The organism is Microvirga lupini (assembly GCF_014191055.1).
In the GTDB taxonomy this organism is placed as follows: Bacteria; Pseudomonadota; Alphaproteobacteria; order Rhizobiales; family Beijerinckiaceae; genus Microvirga; species Microvirga lupini_A.
In genome coordinates, this window is the sequence record NZ_JACHWB010000001.1 from 657,653 (window position 1) to 676,911 (window position 19,259).

The window sequence follows — 19,259 nt, forward strand, 5'->3', positions numbered from 1 at the left end:
ATGAAGGACATCATGGGACTGATGAAGCAGGCGCAGGCGATGCAGCAAAAGCTGCAGGACGCCCAGGCCGAGCTCGACACCCTCGAAGTCGACGGCACGGCCGGCGGCGGCGTCGTGACCGTGAAGGTGACCGGCAAGGGCAACCTCAAGTCGATCAACATCGATCCCTCGCTCCTGAACCCGGACGAGAAGGAGATCGTCGAGGATCTCATCGTGGCCGCCATGAACGATGCCCGCGGCAAAGCGGAGCGCGCCGCCCAGGAGCGGATGGAAAGCATCACCAAGGGCCTGCCGCTGCCGCCCGGCCTGAAGCTGTTCTGAGACATCAATGGCCCAGCATGTTGCCGGTCCCGAGATCGAGCGCCTGATCCAGCTCCTTGCCCGGCTGCCGGGTTTAGGGCCGCGCTCGGCACGGCGCGCTGCGCTCCATCTCATCAAGAAGCGTGAGACCCTGCTCAACCCGTTGAGCGATGCCATGCGCATCGCCAACGAGCGCATCGTGGTGTGCTCGTCCTGCGGCAATGTCGATACGTCGGATCCCTGCACGATCTGCCGGGACGCCAAGCGCGATCCCTCGATCCTCGTGGTGGTGGAGGACGTGTCCGATCTCTGGGCGCTGGAGCGTTCGGGCGCGGTCAGCGCCAAGTACCACGTGCTCGGCGGCGTGCTCTCGCCGCTCGACGGCGTGCGTCCCGAACACCTGAACCTGGAGCGTCTCGTCGCCCGCGCGTCGGAGCCGGGCGTCTCGGAGGTGATCCTAGCGCTCAACGCGACGGTCGACGGACAGACCACGGCCCATTACATCACCGAGCTGCTCGCGCATCTGCCCGTGAAGGTGACGAAGCTCGCCCACGGCGTGCCTGTCGGCGGCGAACTCGATTATCTCGATGAAGGAACCCTGTCGGCAGCAATCCGACAGCGCACGTCGTTCTGATCACGCAGGAATATCGAGCGGGAACACCGTGCCGTCATCGGCCGTGAGGCTGAACCGGCCGCCGAGCTGCTGGGCGAAGGACCGGATGAGCTTCATGCCCAGCGACGAGTCGCTCTCCGGTGCGACTGACAGGCCCCTGCCGGTATCGCGCACGATGATTTCGATCCGGCCGTCGATGCGGCGCGCCGAGACGAGAATGCGCCCGCCTTCACCCGGTCCGAAGGCGTGCTTGAACGCGTTGGAAATCGCCTCCGTGACGGCGAGCGCCAGGGGTGCGCCGCGATCGAGGTCGATCATGAGCGGTTCGGCATCCAGATCGACGGAGATCCCACGGGCGACCGCCCCGTAGGTGGCGGACAGCTCGGGAATGAGACGACCTAGATAGTCCTGTAGGTTGATCGTGCCGCCCGTATCCTTGCGGTAGAGGATGTCATGGATCAGCCCGATGGAGCGCAGCCGATCCTGCGTCTCCTGAAAGGCCGCCTTGACCCCCGGATCCGGGAAGCGGCGGGCCTGCATCTGCAGCAGGCTCGATGTGACCTGCAGGTTGTTCTTCACCCGGTGGTGGATTTCCTGCAGCAGCATGACCTTGTCGGAAAGAGCAGTGCCTAAGTTTTCGTTGGCCTGCCGCAACTCGCTCTGGGTGGTTTCCGTCTGGTGGCTGAGTCTCACTCCGATCCAGGTGAGCCAGCAGAGCGCGATCAACACCAGCCCAGTGATGCCCGCACTCCAGTAGAACCCGGTCGTCCAGGCGGCGAGGGCCGTTGCCACCGGCACGCTCGCCGTGACCGTGACGGGCCAGCGGTCCAGGCGGCGGAAGGAAATGATCCGATCGATCCCATCGCCCATGTCGTTGGCGCGGTACGTTCCGCTGCGCTGCCCTTCCATCTCGTTGAAGAGCGCCGTGTGGCTGACGCCCGAATCCGTCTGGTTCGGCGTGAGGCCGGTGCGTGCAATCACGCGCCCATCGCGCCCCCACATGCCGAGGATCACGTTGCCCGTGTTGCTGTCGGAACGCGAAACCTCCTGCAGGAAGGCGGGGCGGAGCGCAATCTGCGCCACGCCGTCGAAATCGCCGTTCAGGTCGGGAATGCGGCGGGAATAGGTATAGATGACCTCCTGGGCGATACGCCCGAAAACCGCCCCACCCACGAAGGTTTCAGCTCCGGCGCGATGCGCCTTGAACCACGACCGGTCGGCAAAATTCACCGCCGCATTCGGCTGCAGCGTCGAAATCCCGACGGTGCTCCCGTCCTTGTCGATGATCAGGAACAGGTCGCTGGCGGAGGATCTCTGCGTCAAGCCGGCAAGGTACTGGCTGGCGTCGGTCGTTTCGCTCAAGGCGCCGACACCGCCCCTCAGGCGCACATAGGCGATGATATCGTTGAGGAGGAGGTCGCTCGTCTCGAGCGTCCGCTTGGCATACTCCTCCATCAGGAGGGCGAGATCCTGCGTTGCGGCTTCAGCGCGATGCAAAGCGCTGCGGTATTCGAGCCACAGGAACGTCCCCCTGATCCCGATCACCGCGACGGCGAACAGAATCGCCGTCGCGTACAGAACGCTGCGCATATCGCGGACGGGAATCATGCGGCGGGAACTCAGCTCCGAAGCTGTGGGCGGAACGGGTGCAGACAGGACCCTATGCTAGGCCGCTATGCCGGTCCACAACATAGATTAGGTGACAGGTCAAAGCCCCGTTGCTAATCAGACGGCAACGAAACCCTTGCTCCGAGCTGCTCATGTCCACCACTGACCTCGCCCACACGATCGATGCCGCCTGGGAAGACCGGGCCAATGTCAACGCTGCCACGACAGGGGCCGTGCGCGAGGCCGTGGAGGAGGCCATGAGCCTGCTCGATTCAGGCAAAGCCCGCGTGGCCGAGAAGGCTGCCAGCGGCGAGTGGCAGGTGCATCAGTGGCTGAAAAAGGCCGTCCTGCTCTCCTTCCGCCTCAACGACATGGAGGTGATCGGCGGCGGACCGGGCGAGGCGACCTGGTGGGACAAGGTTCCCTCGAAGTTCGCCGGCTGGGGTGAGAACCGCTTCCGCGCCGCAGGCTTCCGCGCCGTGCCGAACTGCACCGTGCGCCGCGGCGCCTATATCGCGCCGGGCGTCGTTCTGATGCCCTCCTTCGTCAATCTCGGCGCCTATGTGGACGAGAACACCATGGTCGACACCTGGGCGACGGTGGGGTCCTGCGCCCAGATCGGCAAGAACGTGCATCTCTCCGGCGGCGTCGGCATCGGCGGCGTGCTGGAGCCGCTCCAGGCCAATCCTACCATCATCGAGGACAACTGCTTCATCGGCGCCCGCTCCGAGGTGGTGGAGGGCGTGGTGGTCGGCGAAGGCTCGGTGCTCTCCATGGGGGTGTTCCTCTCGGCCTCCACCAAGATCATCGACCGCAACACCGGCGAGATCTTCATCGGCCGCGTCCCGCCGTACTCGGTCGTCGTGCCCGGCTCGCTTCCAGGAAAGCCCCTCCCGGACGGCACCCCCGGCCCGTCCCTCTACTGCGCGGTCATCGTGAAGCGCGTCGATGCCCAGACGCGGGCGAAGACGGGGATCAACGAGCTGTTGCGGGATTAATCGACAGGTTATAAACCTAACATGCGATACGTTGTATCGCATGTTAGGTGAGGCATGAGTTTTCTGGAGTTATTCTTCAGTTTTTACGGCAGGGTTGGCCGCACCGCATATTGGTGTGGCATCGCTATTTGCTTAACCTTTCTCGCTCTTGTCCCGCTAATAACCAGCGTGATCATTTATGTGCTGACTGGGGGATTCGATGCGGGTGCGATCATATCCACTGCTGTGCATATTGGCGCTGTGCCCGCAGCCGTCTCTATTATTAGCTTTCACGTAAGACGCCTTCATGATCGTGGCTTGAGCGGGTGGTGGGTCGTTCCTGCCTTTGCAGTCATTGGCTTGAGTGGAAAGTGGATTATGGGAACGATGTTGCTCCTTCTTAAAAGACCTAGCGACGGACTTCTCGCCATGAATCCTGCGCTCGCTCTACTAGGTATCACTTTCTTCCTCATCGGAGGGGTCGCAGGAACAAATGGCCCGAACCGCTACGGCCCTGATCCTCGTGACGAGGATCAGGGAGAGATGCCTGATACACTCGGAATCGATCAGACCAAGTTTTGAAGGCGATATCCTCGTCCCACGAATGGGGATTGATTTTATCAACGGACGTGCGTCATGGAGATATGCCGCACGAAACCTCTCCCCTTTCCCTCGCCCAGTCGCTTCTTCGCTGCCCCTCCGTGACGCCTGAAGAGGGCGGCGCTCTTGCCTTCATCGAAGGCGTCCTGAAGCAGGCGGGGTTCGAGGTGCACCGGCCGGTCTTCTCCGAGCCCGGCACGCCGGACGTGGAGAACCTCTATGCCCGCTACGGCTCGGGCGAGCCTTATCTGCTCTTTGCCGGCCACACCGATGTCGTTCCGCCGGGCGATGCGAGCCGCTGGACGCATGATCCGTTCAGCGGCGAGATCCACGGCGGCGAGCTCTACGGGCGCGGCGCGGTCGACATGAAGGGCGGCGTCGCCTGCATGATGGCGGCGGCGCTCGATTTCATCCGCAACACTCCCGGGTTCAAGGGGTCAATCGGGTTCCTCATCACGGGAGACGAGGAGGGGCCGGCCGTCAACGGCACGGTCAAGCTCCTCGAATGGGCGAAGGGCCGCGGCGAGCGCTTCGACCATTGCATATTGGGCGAGCCCACCAACCCGAACCAGCTCGGCGACATGATCAAGATCGGCCGGCGTGGGTCGCTCACGGGCCGGATCGTGGTCGAGGGCAAGCAGGGGCACGTGGCCTATCCGCATCTCGCCGACAATCCCATCCCAGGCATGATGCGCCTGCTCTCAGGGCTCCTGAGCGAGCCGCTCGATCACGGCACGGAGCATTTCGATGCCTCGAACCTGGAGGTCACCACGGTCGATGTGGGCAACCTGGCCTCCAACGTCATTCCGGCCGAGGTGCGGGCAACCTTCAACATCCGCTTCAACGACCTCTGGACGCCGCAAAGCCTGGAGGAGGAGATCGAAAGCCGCCTGCGCGAAGCTGCGGGCAACACGGTGCGCTACCGCCTCACGATGGACCCGACGAATGCGGTCGCGTTCCTGACGCCGCCGAACGCGTTCGTGGGCTTCATCGCCGATGCCATCAAGGCCGAGACCGGTTTTCAGCCGAAGCTCTCCACCACGGGCGGCACGTCGGATGCTCGCTTCATTGTGAAGGATTGCCCGGTGGTGGAGTTCGGCCTCGTCGGACAGACCATGCACCAGATCGACGAGCGGGTGCCGGTGGCCGATCTGGACCGCCTGACAGGGATTTACCGCAAGGTGCTCGACGCCTACTTCGCCGCGGCATCCTGACGATGCAAGCGTGACTATTTAGACTAAAGTCGAAATATGAGCGGAACGTTTTAGGACGTCCGTCCATTCTCGTGAGCAACCGTCTTCAAGGATGAGGCTGCTCATGATCGTCACGGCGGATGAGGTCAATCGCTCGTTCAAGGGAACCCTCGACCTGCTCAACAGCAGGGTGGAGGGGCTGAAAGCCTTCGACATGAGCGAACGGGGCTTCTGGCGTTCTTTCACAGCGCTCTGGCTGACCCTTCCGGCTTACGTGGTTTCCCTGGCCTTCGAGCGCCTGCGCCTCGGCCTGCTCCAGCCCGACCGGTCGCTGCTCGATAATTTCTGGGTCGATCTCGTCGTGGCCTTCGGCCATGTGGCGGGCTTCCTGGCCCTGCCGATCGCCATGATCTGGATCGCCCGCTGGCTCCGGCTCGAGAGGGCCTACGTGCCCTTCGTGATCGTCACGAACTGGATCTCGGTCATCGGGATGCTGGTCCTCTCGGTGCCGGCCATGCTCATGCTCATCGGCTGGGCGCCTCCCGGTCTCGCCAGCCTCTTCAGCCTGGCATTTGCGATCATCATCGTCCGGCTGCAATGGTTCGCCACCAAGTCGACTCTGGGCCTCTCGAGCCTGTCGGCATTGGGCATCGTTGTGCTCGGCATCGTGCTCAATTCCTTCGTGGCGAGCGCGATGCGAGGACTCCTAGGCTAATTCTGGGTAATCGACACCGATCAGGTAGAGACCGGTCGGCGGTGCCATGGGGCCGCAGCGCTTGCGGTCCTTCGCGTCCAGGGCCGCGCGCACATCCTCCACCGACCAGCGCCCGGCACCGGCCCGCTCCAGGGTTCCCGTCATCGAGCGCACCTGATGGTGCAGGAACGAGCGGGCGGAGGCATGAATGCGGATCTCGTCGCCGATCCGCTCCACGTCGAGGCGGTCGAGGGTGCGGATCGGGCTGTTGGCCTGGCATTCGGCAGCCCGGAAGGTGGTGAAGTCGTGCCGCCCGATGAGGGTCTGCGCGGCCTCGTGCATGACATCCGAATCGAGTGCCCACGCCACGTGCCAGACCCGGTTTGCCTCAAGGGTGGGGGGCGCGCGCCGATTGAGGATGCGATAAACATAATGGCGCTTCACGGCGGAGAGGCGGGCATTGAACGTCTCGGGAACGATCCGCGCCGACAGGATCGCGATAGGCGCGGGCCTCAGGTGGGAATTGGTGGCGTCCCGCACCGTATCCGGCCGCCACTCCTTCTCCAGGTCCACATGCACGACCTGGTGGGTGGCGTGAACGCCTGAATCGGTGCGGCCGGCACAGTGAATGCGCACGGGCGTGCCGGTGAAGCGCGCAATGGCATCCTCCACGGCCTGCTGCACGGAGAGGCCGTTCGTCTGATGCTGCCACCCGGTGAATGGCGTGCCGTCATATTCGACGACAAGCTTATAGCGAGGCATGTCTAGTTCAGTTCTGCAAAAGCCCTGGCATAGGATACAGGGCCGTTGGCGCCTTTACCGCGATCGGAAAGCGCAAGGGCCTGGAGATAGGGCCCGTCATAGGGTGTTTTCAGCTTTTCCGCCAGCTTCGGATCGAACCCGAACCGACCGTAATAGTGCGGTTCTCCCAGAACAACGACCAAGTCGTACCCGCTTTCGGTGAGACGCTTCAGGCTGTGCCGGACAAGAGCCGCTCCGATACCCTGCTTCTGAAAGGCGGGAGCAATCGCAAGCGGCGCCAGTACGCATGCTCTTATGCCAGGGGTTTGGTGCAGCACCAGATGAGAATAGGCAATATGCCCAGCCGGATCGTCATTGTAGGCGGTCAGGGAGAGGAGCAGATCACCATCGTTGTGCATGTTCCGCACAAGATCGGCTTCCGCCGATTGTCCGAAGGCCGCGACATAGATCGTGTAGATCGCCTGCCAGTCGGTGGATTCCTCCAGACGGATCGTCATAGGCGTCCTCACCCAAAACGGGCGCCCGGATCAAGCCTAACGCCGCGCAGGAATTCCTCGAAAGCTACGGGGCCCTTGCCGGCTCTTTGAACCTGGATGAGACGGACAGCCCCGTCACCGCAGGATATTATACCATTATTGTCCAGCATTGTCCCAGGGGAACCTGAGCCTTTCCCCAAGGCGGCCCGCAGCACCTTCACCCGCTCCGTACCCTTGCCGAAATCGGCCGTGAAATAGGCTCCCGGGAAGGGCGATAGCCCGCGGATGTGATCGTGCACCGCCTGTGACGGCTTCGACCAGTCGATCAGGGCATCTTCGTTCTTGAGCTTGTGGGCGTAGGTCACGCCCTCTTCCGGCTGAGGGGTGAAGTTCAGGCCACCGCGCGAGAGGGCGGCCAGCGCCCGCACCATGAGGTCGGCGCCGAGCACCATGAGCCTGTCGTGCAGATCGCCCGCACTCATGTCGGGCTCGATCGCGACCCGCTCGACCATGGCGACAGGACCGGTGTCGAGCCCTTCCTCCATCTTCATGACGGCAACGCCGGTCTCCCGGTCACCGGCCATGACGGCCCGCTGGATCGGCGCCGCACCGCGCCAGCGGGGGAGCAAAGAGGCGTGAAGGTTGAGGCAGCCGAGTTCCGGCGCCTCGAGAATCGCCTTCGGGAGCAGCATGCCATAGGCCACCACGACGGCCACATCGGCGTCATGGCTGCGGAAGATCTCCGCCGCTTCTTCCGTGCGCAGGGTCTTCGGAGTCAGCACGGGCAGTCCGAACCGATCGGCCATCTTGTGAACGGGCGAGGGCTTCAATTCCATGCCGCGCCCTGCAGCGGCCGGCGGACGGGTATAGACGGCCACCACATCGTGGCCCTGGCCGACGATCTCGGACAGCGTGGGCACGGCGAAATCGGGGGTGCCCATGAAGACGACGCGCAGGCTCATGCGCCGGCCTCGCGCCGGGCTGCCTTCTTGAACTTGGTCATGACCCGGTCGCGCTTGAGCTTCGACAGGTAATCGATGAACAGGACCCCGTTGAGGTGGTCGATCTCGTGCTGAACGCAGGTGGCCAGAAGACCGTCGGCATCCTGCTCGACGGTCTCGCCCTGCAGGTCCATGTAGCGGAAGCGCACCCGGTCCGGCCGCTCGACCTCCTCGTAATATTCCGGGATCGAGAGGCACCCCTCCTCGTAGATCCGCTTCTCCTCCGAGGTCCAGAGAATCTCGGGGTTGATGAGCACCATCGGCTGGCGCTCGTCCTCCGACTTCGACACGTCCATGGTCACCATGCGGACCGGTATGCCGATCTGGATGGCGGCCAACCCGACGCCGGGGGCGTCGTACATGGTTTCCAGCATGTCGTCCGCCAACTGGCGGATCTCGCTCGTGATTTCCTTAACGGGCTCGGAAATCAGCCGGAGCTTGGAATCGGGAATGATGACGAGGGGTCTGATGGTCATGATCGCGGGAGATAAGCGCTTGGGTCAGGATGGTCAAATCGTTCGTCTTATGTTCGGATGCATCCGTCAACTGGAACCTTGACCTTGATGAATGACATCGTCCTGATCTTAGGCCAAACCCACCTGACCTGGGGGCAGATCGTCATGGGGATGGCGGGGTTGAGCCTAGTCCTCCTGCTCCTCGTGACCGTGCTGCTCCTGCGGACCCGCCGGGACCGGGCCATTGAAGCGCTGATTGCCGACGAGCGGGCGCGGGAGATGGACGACAAGGTGGCGGAGCTCACCCGGATCCAATCCGAGATGACCGGCCGGATGCGGACCATGGCGGAGGTCTTCGGCTCCCGCCAGAGCGACTTCGTGCGCATGATCTCGGAGCGGATCGACGGGCTGCAGCACCGGGTCGGCCAGGGGCTGGAATCGTCCACGCGCCACCAATCCGAAAACCTGTCCAAGCTGAACGAACGCCTCGCCGTCATCGATGCTGCGCAGCAGAACCTGACGAATCTTACCGGCGAGATCGTGGGGCTCAAGGACATCCTGTCGAACAAGCAGACCCGCGGTGCCTATGGTCAGGGGCGAATGGAGGCGATCATCCGCGACGGGCTTCCGCCCAACGCTTTCGAGTTCCAGGCGACGCTCTCCAACCGCACCCGCCCGGACTGCCTCGTGCGCTTGCCGGGCGACGAGCGGGGTCTCGTGATCGATGCCAAGTTCCCCCTGGAGGGGTTCACGCTGTTCCGCGAGGCTAAGGGTGACGAGGCGCGCAGCAAGGCGGCTGCAAGAGTCCGCAACGACATGCTCATCCATGTGAAGGACATTGCGGAAAAGTACCTGATCCCTGGGGAGACCCAGGACATCGCCATGCTGTTCGTGCCGGCGGAGTCGCTGTATGCGGATCTCGCCGAGCATTTCGACGAGGTGGTGCAGAAGGCCCATCGCGCGCGCATCGTCATCGTCTCGCCCTCGCTGCTGACGCTGGCCATCCAGGTGATGCAGGCGCTCGTTCGCGATGCCCGGATCCGGGAGGAGGCGCGGGTGATCCAGGTCGAGGTGCAGAAGCTCCTGGAAGACGTGGAGCGGCTCGATTCCCGTGTGGCGAAGCTCGATGCTCATTTCCGGCAGGCGCAGGACGACGTGTCCCAGATCAGGGTGTCGGCCGACAAGATCGTGAAACGCGGTGAGCGGATCGAAGCTCTCGAATTCGACGAAGGCGAAGCGGAGGCCCGGGCCGAGCTCCTGCGTCTCCAAGGCCGCAATCTTCGGGCCGTGGATTAGGAACCGCCTTCCGCCCGCGACGTTCTTCCCACGCTGAACCAGGCGCCAGGCAGATGATGGCGCTCGCATGTTGGCATATCTCTGAACCCGGGAAGGATTGCGCTATGGGCCTTTTGTCGAAGGACATCAAGTCGTTGGATGATCTCTTCATCCATACTCTGCAGGATATCTACTACGCCGAGCAGCAGATCACGAAGGCGCTGCCTCAGATGATCGAAAAGGCCAGCGACCCGCAGCTGAAGCAGGCCTTCCAGACCCATCTCGGCGAAACCCAGCAGCAGATCCAGATGGTCGAGCAGGTGTTCCGCATGCATGGCCATGACCCCAAGGGCGTGACCTGCCCGGCCATCGACGGCATCATCGACGAAGCGCAGGATATTGCCGGCGACATTGCCGATCCGCAGGTTCTCGACGCCGCGCTGCTCGCCGCCGCTCAGGCTGTCGAGCACTATGAAATCACCCGCTATGGCACGCTCGTGGCCTGGGCCAAGCAGCTTGGTCGCGAAGACTGCGCCGGCGTCCTGCACCAGATCCTGGATCAGGAGAAGGCGACTGATCAGAAGCTCAACCGGATCGCCGAGAGCAAGATCAACACCAAGGCTGCGTAAGCTCTTCGCTTTACGGAGCCGAGAATGGCCCCCGACAGGGGGCCATTTTTGTTTCCGCTGAGCTTGTCATCCCCGGCGGCCATAGGCCGGGAAGGGGATCCATGGTTGGGAGCGTGTGAGTGGATTTCCCTCCGCTGCGCTTGGGCCGGGAACCACAAGACTATGATGGGGAGGTCTACTTCGCCGGCAGCGCATAGGCGCGCAGGAAATCCGCCAGATCGTTGGTGATGTAGTCGATATCCGGCGTCTGAACCGCTTCCTGCTCGAAGCTCTCCCGGAAGGGATCCAGGGTCTTCGGCACGATCAGGGTCGTGGTCATTCCAAGCTCATGCGGCACGGTCAGGTTCTTGGCGATATCCTCGAACATGGCCGAGCGGGAAGGCTCCACCCCGTGCCGATCGAGGAAGATCTCATAAGCACGCCGGTCGGGCTTGGGCACGAAGTTGGAAGCGGCGATGTCGAACACATCCTCGAAATGGTCGAGAATGCCGATCTTCCTGGCCACGTTCTCGGCATGCTTGCGCGACCCGTTGGTGAGGATGAGCTTGCGGCCGGGCAGACGTTCGATGGCCTCGCCCAGGCTGTAGTTCAGCTCAATGTCCGTATGGTCGATGTCGTGGGCAAAATCGAGAAAGTCGGTCGGGTCGACGTCATAATCCTCGATCAGCGCCCGCAGGGTCGTGCCATGCTTATGGTAGAAATACTTCTGCAGTGCCTTGGCCGACAGCCCGTCGAGGCCGAAGAAGTCGGCAACGTAGAGCGTGATCCGCTCATCGACTTGAGGCCAGATCCGCGAGGTGTGCGGATAGAGGGTGTTGTCCAGGTCGAAGACCCACGTGTCCACATGCGAGAAGGGACGGGAATCGGCGGAGGACAGGTGGCTCTCGATGGCTGGTTTGGCGTTCATGGATTCCAAAGACGACAATGGGGCCGTGCGGCCCCACTGATCAAAATATAAGCCTTCTCGGGCGCTTCGTGAAGAGCGAAGCCCTTACCCTCGACGGATTAGCGTGCCGGCGCCGTGGTCGGTGAACAGCTCCAGCAGCACCGCATGGGGCACCTTGCCGTCGAGGATGACCACCGCCTCCACGCCCTTTTCCAGGGCATAGATGCAGGTCTCGATCTTCGGGATCATGCCGTCCGTAATCGTGCCGTCGGCGATCAGGCGGCGGCAATCCTCGATGGTCATCTCGGGGATGAGGTTCTTGTTCTTGTCGAGAACGCCCGGAACGTCCGTGAGCAGGAGGAGACGCTTGGCCGTCAATGCACCGGCGATGGCACCGGCGAAGGTGTCGGCATTGACGTTGTAGGTCTGGCCGTCCTGGCCCGTCGCTACGGGGGCGAGAACTGGGATCAGCTCAGCCTGGAGCACCTGGTCTAGGACCTCCCGGTTCACATGCTCGGGCTCACCGACGAAGCCGAGATCCACCACCTTCTCGATGTTGGAATCGGGGTCGATGGCCGTGCGGGTGACCTTGCGGGCCATGACCATGTTGCCGTCCTTGCCCGACAGGCCGACAGCCTTACCGCCCTCGGCGCCGATCCAGCCGACGATCTGCTTGTTGATGGAGCCCGCGAGCACCATCTCGACCACCTCGACGGTGGCCTGATCCGTGACGCGAAGCCCGCCCTTGAACTCGGACTTGATGCCGAGCTTCTCAAGCATTTTCCCGATCTGCGGCCCGCCGCCGTGGACAACCACAGGCTTGATGCCCGACTGCTCGAGAAGAACCACATCCTCGGCAAAATCCTCAGCCGCCCCCCGGTCGCCCATGGCATGGCCGCCATACTTGATCACCACCACCTGCTGGTCATAGCGCTGCATGTGCGGCAGGGCCTGCACAAGCACCTCGGCCTGCACATGGACGTCGGGAAGGGGCGTGGACGGATCGGACATGAGCGGCTCCGGCGCGGTGATCGGGATCAAACGGCCTGCGTTCTAGCCCAGGTCGAGTGCGATGAAAACCGGGTAGCTTGCCTCGTTGCAAGGAACTCCCGTCCTGAGGCGCTCTGATAAGGAGGGGCCGCTCCTTTTGCAGGAGCGGCCCGTTCTTCTTAGAAGACGAGGAAGTCGCTGGCTGTCATCTTGAGCTTCTTGTCGACATCAGCGAACTTGACTGCCTTGCGGGAGCCGGAGCCGTCTGCATCGTAATACAGATCGCCAGCCTTCTTATCGTAGATGATCCGATCATCCTTGTCGTGCGCCTTCGAACCAGTCCAGAACGCTCCCTTCTTGAGTTCGCCTTTCTTAGCAATCTTCGAGAAGATGGACTTGGAAAGGCCAATCGTGTCTTTCACCTCAAAGGCGTCTAGGTCAGCCGCATTTTTCGGATTCAACTTATCGTCGAGGAGGAAGAACTCAGGCGTTTCTGCGGCAATATACTGCCCGTCCGCATAGTTTACGAAGTGAAGCACTTCGATGTTCTTGACCTTGGTGAAGTCAAACGAGCTAAGATTGGGCACATTGTACATGAGGAAGGCCGTATCGTACCCTCCGCTAGTGTCTTCCACGATGATGCTATTAGCGCTCTCGATATGGTAAGTGTCGTCACCCATTCCACCTTCAAGAGTATCGGTGCCCCCGACATCCATCAACATGTCATCGCCACCAAGACCTCTCAGATGATTATTGCCAGCATTTCCTGCAATGTAGTTATCTGAGGCATTTCCAGTGCCGTTGATATTCAAGTAGGTTTCAGCAAGAGGACGCCCGGCGCTGAGATTCAGCTTTTCTATTGTGTCTGGCAGTACATAGCTGAATGCTGAAGCAACCCAATCGGCGGTGCCACTGCCATCTTCGATAATCACATCGCCAAGATCATCTACGATGTAATAATCGTTGCCATTTCCACCTATGAGGAGATCTGCTCCTAGGTCTCCAGATAAGAAATCGTCACCTTCTCTTCCTTCAAGAGTGTCCTGGCCACTGCCGCCGAACAAGTTGTTATCCAGCGAATTGCCGATGATACGGTTTGAGAGGCTGTTTCCGAGCACGCTTGCAGTATGGAAGACTGCTTCCGCATCTCTCTCAGCTAACAGAAGTTCTTCTAGAGAGCTGAAATACCTGACATTGGTATATTCAGGAATGACGTATTCAACTTCTGTTGACTTCATGTCGTAGGATTGGCGAAGGAAAAACATTTTAATGCCCCGCTAAATAGGAATTTACCGATATAACATTGCAATTAAATCCGCAACGATGAATGCAGAATGTGTGGGCATGTCATTGTGTCACGGTTTGCTGAGTGTATTCGCTGGGAAGCTAAGAACGGTTAACGAAACTCGAGATTCCCACCAACAGCCACCCGAGCATCAGCAATATGCCACCCGTCGGTGCGGCCCTCGAAAACAGTGCCACGCCTGAGAAGGCGCGGCGGGAGAGGTCGCCGCAGAACAGGGCTAGGCCGAGCACCAGCACGTAGCCGGCGATCTGGCCGAGCATCGGGCTCACGGCGCCAGCAGCGATCAGGGCTACGAGGGCCAGCAGGGCAGGGGCGTGGAAGAGCAGGAACTGCGCGGCCGTTGCGAGGTTGCCGCCGGTGATGTGCGCGGCGGCAGCGGACAGACCGACGCCTAGCAGGCCGGACAGGGAGGCCAGAACGACAAGGATCCTGACCCCTAGGCTCATCCCGCGCCCCGCTCGCTCAGGAGCTTGGCGATCCCGGCGCGCAGCTCAGGGATTCCGAAGCCGGTGCGGCTCGAAGTCGGCAGGATTTCGGGATATGCGGCGGCGCGTTTCTCGATCCTCTGCAGGGTGTCGGCAATCCGCTGGTCGAGCTCGCCCTTCTTCAGTTCGTCCGCCTTGGTCAACACGACTTGGTAGGAGACGGCCGCCGTGCCGAGGGTCTCCAGCACCGCCTCGTCCACCGGCTTGATGCCGTGGCGGGCATCGATCAACACATAGACGCGGGCAAGGCTCGCGCGTCCCCGCAGATAATCATGGATCAGCTGCGTCCAGGCTTCGACCTTCTGCTTCTCGACGGCGGCAAAGCCGTAGCCGGGCATGTCGACGAGGTGAAAGCGGTCATTGATATTGAAGAAATTGAGCTGTTGGGTGCGGCCCGGCGTATGCGAGGTGCGGGCCAGCGTATTACGCCCGGTAAGGGCGTTCACCAGGCTCGATTTCCCCACATTGGAGCGCCCTGCAAAGGCGATCTCCACCTTGCTCATGGGCGGCAGGTTTTTAAGGGAGTTGGCGGCCCAGATGAAATCCGCCTCGCCGGCGAAGAGCTTGCGGCCGATTTCAAGGAAAGGATCAACGTCCTGGTTCGGGGGGCTTGTCTCGGTCATAGGCTCTTATCGGCGCTCAGAACGCTTTCTTCAAGAGATCCAGCTGATTTCCCTGAAGACTTCTAAGCTCAAAGCCAGAAGGGGTCAGCCTGCGAGAGCGCGCTCAAAGAGATCTCGCTCTTGTCGAGAAGCTTCTCCCGTTGCCGCTTCAGCTGCTTGGGTGGAACTTGAGGGAGATAGAGGGCAAGGGAGCCGCCAACCGCAAGATCGTTCAGGGCACCTAGGTTTTCTTGAAGATCCTCGAGCAACGAGGAAAACGTCTTGCGGCGCTTTCCCGCCTTGCCTGAGGTGAAAAGCGAGGTGAAGAACTCGGTGCCGTAGCGCAGTTTCTTGATACGGATGCGGAGTTCGTGGCGCTCCTCATCACCAACGTCCCTCAGGTGCTTTGCAAGCTTGCGGATACGCTTGAAGCGGCGCGAAAGCTCGGCCGCTGCGAAGTCCCTGGCCGAGCGCCGCTGGGCAGATTTTCGTCCCTCACCGGATACCATCCAGGCTCCGGCCTCGATCCAGGCAGCGGTCTGCAGGATCACATCCATGAAGTGGCAGGATTCGAGGGTCTCCAGCAGGTCCCTGTAGGCTTCCGTCCGGCGGCGCTCGATCTCCTCCATCTGCGACGGCTCCGGGGCGTGATCGCCCATGGAGCGGAGCCGCTCGATGAAAACGTCGAGGTCCCTGGCCGTACCCAGGGCCTGCCCGGCCCAGCGGAGATTGTCCCGGATCGCGGCGCTTTCAGAATCCGTCAGCAGCTGGTTCCTGAACAGGGAGATGGCAGCCCTCAGGCGTCGCAGGCCCACGCGCATCTGGTGCAGGGCGTCGGGATCCTGGGTGAGCCGCACTAGGGCTTCATTCTGCACCATCTGGGCGAGGCAGGAGCGGGCAATGACCTGGAAAGCCTCGGCGCAGGTCGCATCCTTCGACAGCGCAACCTTCTCGGCGCGGAAGGGGCGAAGGGCTTCCTTGTCGAGGAGGCGGTAGCCGCGCTCGGACTTCGCCACCGTGGAGAGCCTTAAGGGAGCCGCTTCGCTCAAGCGCCGGGCAAGGGCGAAGAGGGCACCGGCATCACCCTGCCGCAGTTCGAGCTCAACTTCCGAAAAGGTGACGGCCTTGTTTCCGCCAGAAGCTTTGGCCCGGTCGAGAGCCACCTCAATCAAGGCACCGTCGAGCTCGATCTCGAAGGCCTTTCGGCTCGTTTCGACGGTGAAAGCCGGCTGGATGCCGCCCAGCAGGGCCTCCTCCGCAACGAGGATCTCAAGAGGGGTGCCAGCCGCGGCGGACAGGTCGAGTTCGTCGTCGACGGGAGTCTCCCACTCACCGCGATCCATGGCAATGCCCTTGTTGGGACCTTCTGCCTTGATGGTCTGGGTGGCCTTCCCGTTCCGGCGGCGGATGCGCAGGCTGATGCCCTCCCGATGCAGGGCATGGTCATTCGTGTCGAAATAGACTGCGTGAAGCTCTCCGCTCTGTTCGGGAAGCGGACGCGCCTTGTCGAGGAGGGGATGCGCGAGCAGGTCCTCTGCCGCTCCCGAGGCGAGCTCCAGCTTCAGCTCGATCTCGCGGGGTGCAGCGGATGCTGGATCTGGCTTCGGTGTTTTCCTGGAGGCGCTCATTGCCGTCACCGGATTGTATCGACGATTGATATAGATGCGCGAGGCTTGGAAGAAATGACGGGACGCTCACCACCAAAAGAAAATCCCCGGGACAAGTCCCGGGGATGATCACATTTCAAGTCTTGCGTCATTCAGCCCTTGGCGGGACTGGCCTTGCGGCTGAAGGTCTTGCGCAGGTTGTCCCACAACTCGATCTTCACGCCGTTGCGCCGCATGATGAAACCCTGTTGGGAAACCGAGAGCAGGTTGTTCCAGGCCCAGTAGATCACGAGGCCGGCGGGGAACGAGCCCAGCATGAAGGTGAAGATCACCGGCATCCAGGCGAAGACCTGCTTCTGGACCGGATCCGGCGGCTCCGGATTCATCTTCATCTGCAGCCACATGGTGATGCCCATGAGGATCGGCCATACGCCAAGCATCAGGAAGTGCCCGATCACCGGCACCGCGCCCGGGTTGTAGGGCAGGAGGCCGAACAGGTTGAAGATCGTGGTCGGATCGGGCGCCGCGAGATCGCGGATCCAGCCGAAGAACGGCGCATGGCGCATTTCGATTGTGACGAAGAGCACCTTGTAGAGCGCGAAGAACACCGGGATCTGGATCAGCACCGGCCAGCAGCCGGCGACTGGGTTGATCTTCTCCTTGCGGTAGAGCTCCATCAGCGCCTGCTGCTGCTTCATCTTGTCGTCGGCATAGCGCTCGCGGATTGACGTCATCTCCGGCTGCACCGCCTTCATCTTCGCCATGGAGGCGTAGGACTTGTTGGCGAGCGGGAAGAACAGGATCTTCAAGAGCACCGTGACAAGCAGGATCGCGATGCCGAAGTTGCCGAAGAGGTGGAAGAAGAAATCGAGCACCTTAAAGAGCGGCTTGGTGATGAAGTAGAACCAGCCCCAGTCGATCAGGAGATCGAAATTCTTGATGTTCAGGGTGTTGTGATAGTTGTCGACGGTCGCGACTTCCTTGGCGCCGGCAAAGAAGCGCTGGGTCACTTCCGTCGTGGCACCGGGCTGGAGCGTCTGGGATGCACCGGCCACGGTGGCCTGATAGGTGCGGTCCGCCGTCTGGCCCTGCTGCGAGGTGAAGGAGCCCTGGAAGGGCTGCGTCTGGTCGGGAATGACGGCAGCGGCCCAGTACTTGTCGGTAATGCCGAGGAAGCCGCCGGTGACGGAATTCCAGAGTTCGCCGACGGCATTCGAGCCTGAAACCGGCTCTTTCTTGTCCAGGTTCGCGTAGGTGATCTCCTGCAGGCCTTCGTCGCCCACGACGCCGATCATGCCCTCGTGCAGCACGTAATAGCCGAGGGTCACTGGCTTTCCGTGGCGGGAAACGAGGCTGTAGGGTTGCAGTGTCACGGGAGCCGAGCCGCGGTTCTCGACCGCGTCCTTCACCGTGAACATGAACTTGTCGTCGACGGAGATCGTGCGGCGGAAGGCTAAGCCCTGCTCGTTCTGCCAGGTCAGGGTGACCGGGCTGCCGGGCGTCAGAGAGGCCTTGTCGGCCGTCCACACGGTGTTCTGGTTCGGCAGGTTGCCAGCCTGGGCGCCAACCCAGCCGAACTCTGCGTAATACGGGCTCTGGGTCCCGGTGGGCGACAGGAGCACGATGATCGGGCTCCTGGGATCGACGGTCTCGCGGTAGTTCTTGAGCGACACGTCGTCGATGCGGCCGCCGCGCAGGTTGATCGAGCCGGCGATGGCGGGGGTGTCAATGGTCACGCGCGGCGAGCGGGCGAGCGCCGCCTCGCGGGTCTCGACCGTGGGGGCCGTCGGGGTGCTGGGCACCGTTCCCGGCACAGTCGGGGCAGCGCCGCCGGCCTGGCTTGGGCTCGCCGGCGGGTTCGGCGCATTGGGATTGACCTGCGTGGATTGCTGCTGCTGAGCGGCCAGACGCTGCCTTTCGGCTTCTGGAGCCGCGAAGAAGTATTGCCAGCCTAGCAGGACCGCCATCGACAGCACGATGGCGACGATGAGGTTTTTGTTGTCATCACGCATGGGAATGTCCGCGACGCTCGCCGTTGGAGGGAGGTGAGGAGGAAGAGCGCTCTGCGGGAGAGGCGCTTTTCGGCTTGGTGACCGCCCGCAGCGCGCGCCGAAGATCGTCGATGAGCACGTCGAATTCGGCGGAGAGGATGTCCCGCCGTCCGATGACGACGACATCCGCATCGAGGGCGGCGTAATCCTGGCCTGCCGTGGGGATGGCGGCCCGGAGCCTGCGCTTGATGCGGTTGCGCTCGGTGGCGTGGCCGACCCGCTTCGTGACCGTGAGGCCGAAGCGCAGGCCGAGGCCGGAACCTTCGCGAAGGCGGGCCTGAACCGTCATCCGCTCGGTATGAAAGCGGCGGCCGGAGGCCGCCGCGACGAAGTCAGGTCTTTTCGTCAGACGCCCGAGGCTAGACGTTGCGCGGGCTTCGCGCATCGGGCGATCCTTGACGGCGCTTACGCCGAAAGGCGCTTGCGGCCATGGGCGCGGCGAGCGGCGATGACCTTGCGGCCACCCTTGGTCGCCATGCGCGCACGGAAGCCGTGGCGGCGCTTGCGAACCAGCTTGCTCGGTTGATAGGTCCTCTTCACGGCACTTCTCCGGTCGAATGGGGCAGCGGTGCTCGAAGGCTCGCGCCCGTCTGGTTGGGATGGGGTTGCCCCCGAAACTGTCTCGAAAAAACGATCAGCGCCCCAAGAAGAGCGCTGTCAGCTTGCGGGCTTATGAAGGAACGGAGGGGCAAAGTCAACGCCGCTTTGGCCTTCATGCGGCAATCCGGCCTGTCCTCACCAAGCTGTGA

Annotated in this window: 22 protein-coding genes; 8 read left to right on the plus strand and 14 right to left on the minus strand. The window is 62.2% G+C overall.

Translation table 11 applies throughout. The annotated features are described in order from the left end of the window. Together FHR70_RS03105 and recR are read left to right on the plus strand one after the other, a co-directional pair. A complete protein-coding gene (locus FHR70_RS03105) occupies positions 1-321 on the plus strand; it encodes a YbaB/EbfC family nucleoid-associated protein (RefSeq protein WP_183447005.1) in 321 nt (106 codons plus the stop codon). 7 nt (positions 322-328) lie between these two features. Further along, positions 329-934 carry a recombination mediator RecR gene (gene recR / locus FHR70_RS03110; RefSeq protein ID WP_183447007.1) on the plus strand — a complete coding sequence of 202 codons (606 nt, stop codon included), beginning with the start codon at positions 329-331 and terminating at the stop codon, positions 932-934. On the opposite strand, the gene FHR70_RS03115 is transcribed toward recR, so the two are convergent. Then, positions 935-2,521 (minus strand): sensor histidine kinase, encoded by a 1,587-nt coding sequence (locus FHR70_RS03115; protein WP_183447009.1) that lies wholly within the window; start codon positions 2,519-2,521, stop codon positions 935-937. 152 nt (positions 2,522-2,673) lie between these two features. Here FHR70_RS03115 and dapD point away from each other — a divergent pair, with 152 nt between their 5' ends. The 4 genes from dapD (at position 2,674) to FHR70_RS03135 (ending at position 6,006) form a co-directional block, all read left to right on the plus strand. Beyond that, complete coding sequence (gene dapD / locus FHR70_RS03120) at positions 2,674-3,519, plus strand: 2,3,4,5-tetrahydropyridine-2,6-dicarboxylate N-succinyltransferase (RefSeq protein ID WP_183447011.1); 846 nt, start codon at positions 2,674-2,676, stop codon at positions 3,517-3,519. A gap of 54 nt (positions 3,520-3,573) precedes the next feature. Beyond that, the gene (locus FHR70_RS03125) at positions 3,574-4,080 is read left to right on the plus strand and encodes a DUF805 domain-containing protein (protein WP_183447013.1); all 507 of its coding nucleotides are present in this window, start codon (positions 3,574-3,576) and stop codon (positions 4,078-4,080) included. A 62-nt stretch (positions 4,081-4,142) separates the two neighbouring features. After that, the gene (dapE, locus tag FHR70_RS03130) at positions 4,143-5,312 is read left to right on the plus strand and encodes a succinyl-diaminopimelate desuccinylase (RefSeq protein WP_183447015.1); all 1,170 of its coding nucleotides are present in this window, start codon (positions 4,143-4,145) and stop codon (positions 5,310-5,312) included. Positions 5,313-5,415: 103 nt separating this feature from the next. Then, positions 5,416-6,006 (plus strand): hypothetical protein, encoded by a 591-nt coding sequence (locus tag FHR70_RS03135; RefSeq protein WP_183447017.1) that lies wholly within the window; start codon positions 5,416-5,418, stop codon positions 6,004-6,006. On the opposite strand, the gene truA is transcribed toward FHR70_RS03135, so the two are convergent. From truA to def, 4 genes are read right to left on the minus strand one after another with little or no spacing between them, the layout of a single operon-like run. Continuing rightward, a complete protein-coding gene (gene truA / locus FHR70_RS03140) occupies positions 5,998-6,747 on the minus strand; it encodes a tRNA pseudouridine(38-40) synthase TruA (RefSeq protein ID WP_183447019.1) in 750 nt (249 codons plus the stop codon). The two genes, FHR70_RS03135 and truA, sit on opposite strands and share 9 nt — an antisense overlap. Positions 6,748-6,749: 2 nt before the next feature. Next, positions 6,750-7,244 carry a GNAT family N-acetyltransferase gene (locus FHR70_RS03145; RefSeq protein ID WP_183447021.1) on the minus strand — a complete coding sequence of 165 codons (495 nt, stop codon included), beginning with the start codon at positions 7,242-7,244 and terminating at the stop codon, positions 6,750-6,752. Positions 7,245-7,252: 8 nt separating this feature from the next. Continuing rightward, positions 7,253-8,185, minus strand: coding sequence for a methionyl-tRNA formyltransferase (gene fmt, locus FHR70_RS03150; RefSeq protein ID WP_183447023.1), 933 nt, complete (start codon positions 8,183-8,185; stop codon positions 7,253-7,255). Beyond that, a complete protein-coding gene (gene def, locus FHR70_RS03155; protein ID WP_183447025.1) occupies positions 8,182-8,700 on the minus strand; it encodes a peptide deformylase in 519 nt (172 codons plus the stop codon). Before def ends, fmt begins: the two co-directional genes overlap by 4 nt. 87 nt (positions 8,701-8,787) lie before the next feature. Here def and FHR70_RS03160 point away from each other — a divergent pair, with 87 nt between their 5' ends. Next, a complete protein-coding gene (locus FHR70_RS03160; RefSeq protein WP_183447027.1) occupies positions 8,788-9,975 on the plus strand; it encodes a DNA recombination protein RmuC in 1,188 nt (395 codons plus the stop codon). A gap of 104 nt (positions 9,976-10,079) precedes the next feature. Beyond that, complete coding sequence (locus FHR70_RS03165; RefSeq protein WP_183447029.1) at positions 10,080-10,583, plus strand: YciE/YciF ferroxidase family protein; 504 nt, start codon at positions 10,080-10,082, stop codon at positions 10,581-10,583. Between the two features lie 175 nt (positions 10,584-10,758). Here FHR70_RS03165 and FHR70_RS03170 read toward each other — a convergent pair whose 3' ends face one another. The 9 genes from FHR70_RS03170 to rpmH form a co-directional block, all read right to left on the minus strand. Then, the gene (locus FHR70_RS03170) at positions 10,759-11,490 is read right to left on the minus strand and encodes a pyrimidine 5'-nucleotidase (protein ID WP_183447031.1); all 732 of its coding nucleotides are present in this window, start codon (positions 11,488-11,490) and stop codon (positions 10,759-10,761) included. An 84-nt stretch (positions 11,491-11,574) separates the two neighbouring features. After that, positions 11,575-12,480, minus strand: a complete 906-nt coding sequence (argB, locus tag FHR70_RS03175; RefSeq protein ID WP_183447032.1) for an acetylglutamate kinase — start codon at positions 12,478-12,480, stop codon at positions 11,575-11,577. Between the two features lie 158 nt (positions 12,481-12,638). Further along, positions 12,639-13,697 carry a calcium-binding protein gene (locus FHR70_RS03180; RefSeq protein WP_210277451.1) on the minus strand — a complete coding sequence of 353 codons (1,059 nt, stop codon included), beginning with the start codon at positions 13,695-13,697 and terminating at the stop codon, positions 12,639-12,641. Between the two features lie 148 nt (positions 13,698-13,845). After that, entirely contained in the window at positions 13,846-14,211 is a 366-nt protein-coding gene (locus FHR70_RS03185; RefSeq protein ID WP_183447036.1) for a DUF423 domain-containing protein, read from the minus strand. Beyond that, positions 14,208-14,873, minus strand: a complete 666-nt coding sequence (yihA, locus tag FHR70_RS03190; protein WP_183447038.1) for a ribosome biogenesis GTP-binding protein YihA/YsxC — start codon at positions 14,871-14,873, stop codon at positions 14,208-14,210. The genes FHR70_RS03185 and yihA overlap by 4 nt, the downstream gene beginning before the upstream one ends. Before the next feature lie 68 nt (positions 14,874-14,941). Beyond that, positions 14,942-16,480 carry a CYTH and CHAD domain-containing protein gene (locus FHR70_RS03195; RefSeq protein ID WP_183447040.1) on the minus strand — a complete coding sequence of 513 codons (1,539 nt, stop codon included), beginning with the start codon at positions 16,478-16,480 and terminating at the stop codon, positions 14,942-14,944. A gap of 131 nt (positions 16,481-16,611) precedes the next feature. After that, the gene (gene yidC, locus FHR70_RS03200) at positions 16,612-18,471 is read right to left on the minus strand and encodes a membrane protein insertase YidC (RefSeq protein WP_183447042.1); all 1,860 of its coding nucleotides are present in this window, start codon (positions 18,469-18,471) and stop codon (positions 16,612-16,614) included. Continuing rightward, a complete protein-coding gene (rnpA, locus tag FHR70_RS03205) occupies positions 18,464-18,895 on the minus strand; it encodes a ribonuclease P protein component (protein WP_183447044.1) in 432 nt (143 codons plus the stop codon). Before rnpA ends, yidC begins: the two co-directional genes overlap by 8 nt. A 20-nt stretch (positions 18,896-18,915) precedes the next feature. Continuing rightward, the gene (gene rpmH, locus FHR70_RS03210) at positions 18,916-19,050 is read right to left on the minus strand and encodes a 50S ribosomal protein L34 (protein WP_027314822.1); all 135 of its coding nucleotides are present in this window, start codon (positions 19,048-19,050) and stop codon (positions 18,916-18,918) included. Positions 19,051-19,259 lie beyond the last annotated feature (209 nt).